Origin of the sequence: Actinomadura sp. KC345, from assembly GCF_004348515.1 — a bacterium.
Lineage (GTDB): Bacteria > Actinomycetota > Actinomycetes > Streptosporangiales > Streptosporangiaceae > Spirillospora.
The window spans coordinates 1-2,837 of record NZ_SMKH01000506.1 but is presented as its reverse complement, the minus strand read 5'-3'; the positions used below and the strand labels follow the sequence as shown (position 1 = coordinate 2,837).

At 70.6% G+C, this 2,837-nt stretch carries 2 protein-coding genes; one reads left to right on the top strand and one right to left on the bottom strand.

All coding sequences use genetic code 11. The features are described from left to right. Positions 1 to 120 precede the first annotated feature (120 nt). The gene (locus E1281_RS38915) at positions 121 to 1,548 is read right to left on the bottom strand and encodes a DUF1266 domain-containing protein (RefSeq protein WP_131884701.1); all 1,428 of its coding nucleotides are present in this window, start codon (positions 1,546 to 1,548) and stop codon (positions 121 to 123) included. A 276-nt stretch (positions 1,549 to 1,824) separates the two neighbouring features. Here E1281_RS38915 and E1281_RS38910 point away from each other — a divergent pair. Continuing rightward, a partial coding sequence (locus E1281_RS38910) for an LCP family protein (RefSeq protein ID WP_165959311.1) occupies positions 1,825 to 2,837 on the top strand: 1,013 nt, incomplete at its 3' end.

The window sequence follows — 2,837 nt, the reverse complement described above, 5'->3', positions numbered from 1 at the left end:
GGGGTGCCTGTTGAGATCACGCCAGCGTAGCGGCCGTAAGCTGGTGATTTCACGTGGGATGGTACGTATGCCCCGGAGGCCCCCGCGCCAGGGGGCGGACGGCATGCGCGAGGGCCGGGATCAGCTCCAGTCTCGGGTGAGGTCGAGGTTCCAGGGGACGAGGTTCCAGGGACTGCGGGGCTCGGTGGCGAGGTCCTCGACGAGCCGCTCGTACTCGTCCTGCGCCTTGCCGCCGCCGCCCGACCAGAGCAGCCGCCCCTGCAGGTAGCAGGTGGCCATGTCCCGCCAGGACGAGTACCGCCGCTGGATGTCGATCGCCAGCGGGAGCATGCGTTCCCAGCAGTACTCCTCGGTCAGCCAGCCCACCATGTGGCCCCAGCGGTAGAGCATCAGCGCCCGCCCGTAGTCCCAGATCAGGAACCGCCCCACGTTGGCGCGCAGCGCGGGGTCGGCCAGGGCCTTCAGCCGGTGCAGCTCCTCGGACGCGTGGTTGCGGTCGTTGAACAGCTGGTGGAGGAACTGGGCGAGTTCGGCGCCCTCCTCGCTGACGTCCGCGCCGGGTTCGTCGCGCAGCACCCGCGGGACGAGCCGCGCGTACGCGCCTCCCTCGTCCCCGTACCGGACGCGCACCAGCTCGATCAGCCGCTCGACGAACGGCGGTTCGAGCATGTCGCGGGCGATGAGGTCGTCGACCTCGCGCAGCAGCGTCCCGTACTCCTCCTGCGCGTCGGGGGGCCGGGCGGCGAGGACGGCGTCCTGGGTGAAGTCGGCGCGGTGCCCGTCCTGGACGAGCCAGTTGACGGCGCCGAGGAGTTGTTCGAGGTCGTAGGCGCCCCACGGGTCCTGGAGGAGCTCCTGGGCGGTGCGGCGGTCGGCGGTCGCCGCGGACTCGCCGGGGGCCACGCCGAGGCGGTCCAGCCGGAAGCCGTTGATCGCGCCGTAGGGGCCGGCGGCCGCGATGATCCAGCGCTGCACCGGGGTGAGGTCGCCGCCGCCGGCGAGGCCGCCGGCCAGGTCGGGCGCGGAGATCAGCTCCCACAGCCGCCGCTGGAACTCCTGGGCCTGCCGTTCCTCGCTGCCGAAGAACCCGGCGAGCTGCTTGCGCAGGGACGGGTGCCGGACGTAGAGGCGCCGGAAGAACCGCCCGTTCTTCCACACCAGGTGCTCGGGACGCAGCTCACCGAACGGGACGCGCGTCTTCCGGTGCACCATCGCCCGCTCCGCGAAGCGCAGCTCCAGATGCGACCACAGGTCGAACAGCGGGGTGAAGCGCAGCAGCAGGACGAAGCAGAGCGCGCAGGCGAACAGGCCGGCGCCCGGCGCCAGCGCCCATCGCGCCTCGGTCGGGAGCCCGGCCAGCGACAGCACGGCCCCCGCCAGGAGCAGCACGACGCCGCCGGTGCCGAGGGCCAGGAACCAGGTGGTCGTGAGGACCAGGGACCCCTCGATGCGGAGGACCGCCGCGTCGCCGTCGAACTCGAACGATCCCTCGGCGAGGGTCCCTTCGACGGCCCGCTCAAGAGCGTCGAGCCGGCCGTCCTTTCCCATGGGCAGGACCGTACATCATCCCTTACGGGTAGATCATCAGCCCGGTGCGGCGTTCGTTCCGGCAAGGCTCCGGAAGGCCGTTTCAGGAGGCCCGGGGCGGCTGACGGCGGCGCTTGAGGCGGCTGTGGAGCCGGCGGGGAGCCCGTGGAAGGGCGACTTTCCCATGACCAGGGTGGCCTGTGTCCAATCTGTGCTGAAATGTTACGGATGCAGCGACCCGCCGCGCCGGCTCCGGTGTACTTCGCGGACCACGCCTCTCAGTCACCGGAACCGCCGGTGCGGGGGCGTCTTTGGCGTGTGTTCGGCGTGCTGTCGATCGTGCTGTCGGTGGCGCTGGTGACCGGCAGCCTCTCCGCGTACGGGCTGTGGCGGCGGCTCGACGGCCAGATCGACCGCGAGAACGTGGACGGCCGGCTCGGCGAACGTCCCGAGAAGCTCAACAACTCGCTGAACATCCTGCTGATGGGCTCCGACAGCCGCGAGGGGGAGAACGCCCGCTACGGCGTCGAACCCGGGCAGCGTTCCGACACCACGATCCTGCTGCACATCTCGCCGGGCGGCGAGAGCGCCATCGGCATCAGCTTTCCGCGCGACTCGATGGTGCAGATGCCGTCCTGCAAGAAGGAGGACGGCGCCGTCGTGCCGGCCCAGTTCGGGCAGATCAACGCGGCGTTCTCCAACGGCGGCGCCGCCTGCACCTGGCGGACGATCGAGTCCCTCACCAAGATCCACATCGACCACTACGTCGAGGTGGACTTCACGGGCTTCAAACGCGTCGTGGACGCTCTCGGCGGCGTGGAGATCTGCGTGCCGCGGCCGATCAACGACCCCAAGGCCGAACTGCGGCTCAAGGCCGGCCGCCAGACCGTCCGCGGCGACCAGGCGCTCGGTTACGTCCGCACCCGCTACGCGCTCGGCAACGGCTCCGACCTCGACCGGATCAAGCGGCAGCAGGCGTTCATGGCGTCGATCGTCAAGAAGGCCACCGGCAAGGGCATGCTCACCGACCCGGGCCGCACCTACGACTTCCTGTCCGCCGTCGCCAAGTCGATCAAGGCGGACGAAGACCTCACGCTGTCGGTGATGCAGAAGCTGGCCGGCAGCCTGCGCGAGATGAGTGCCGGGAAGGTCCGGTTCGTCACAGTTCCCGTGCAGCCGTACCCGCAGGACCCGAACCGCGTCCAGTTCGACCAGGCCCAGGCGGAGCCGCTGTTCAGGGCCGTCCGGGAGGACAACAAGGTTCCCGAGCCGGATCCGGCGCCCGTCGCGGCGCAGAACAAGGTCCAGCC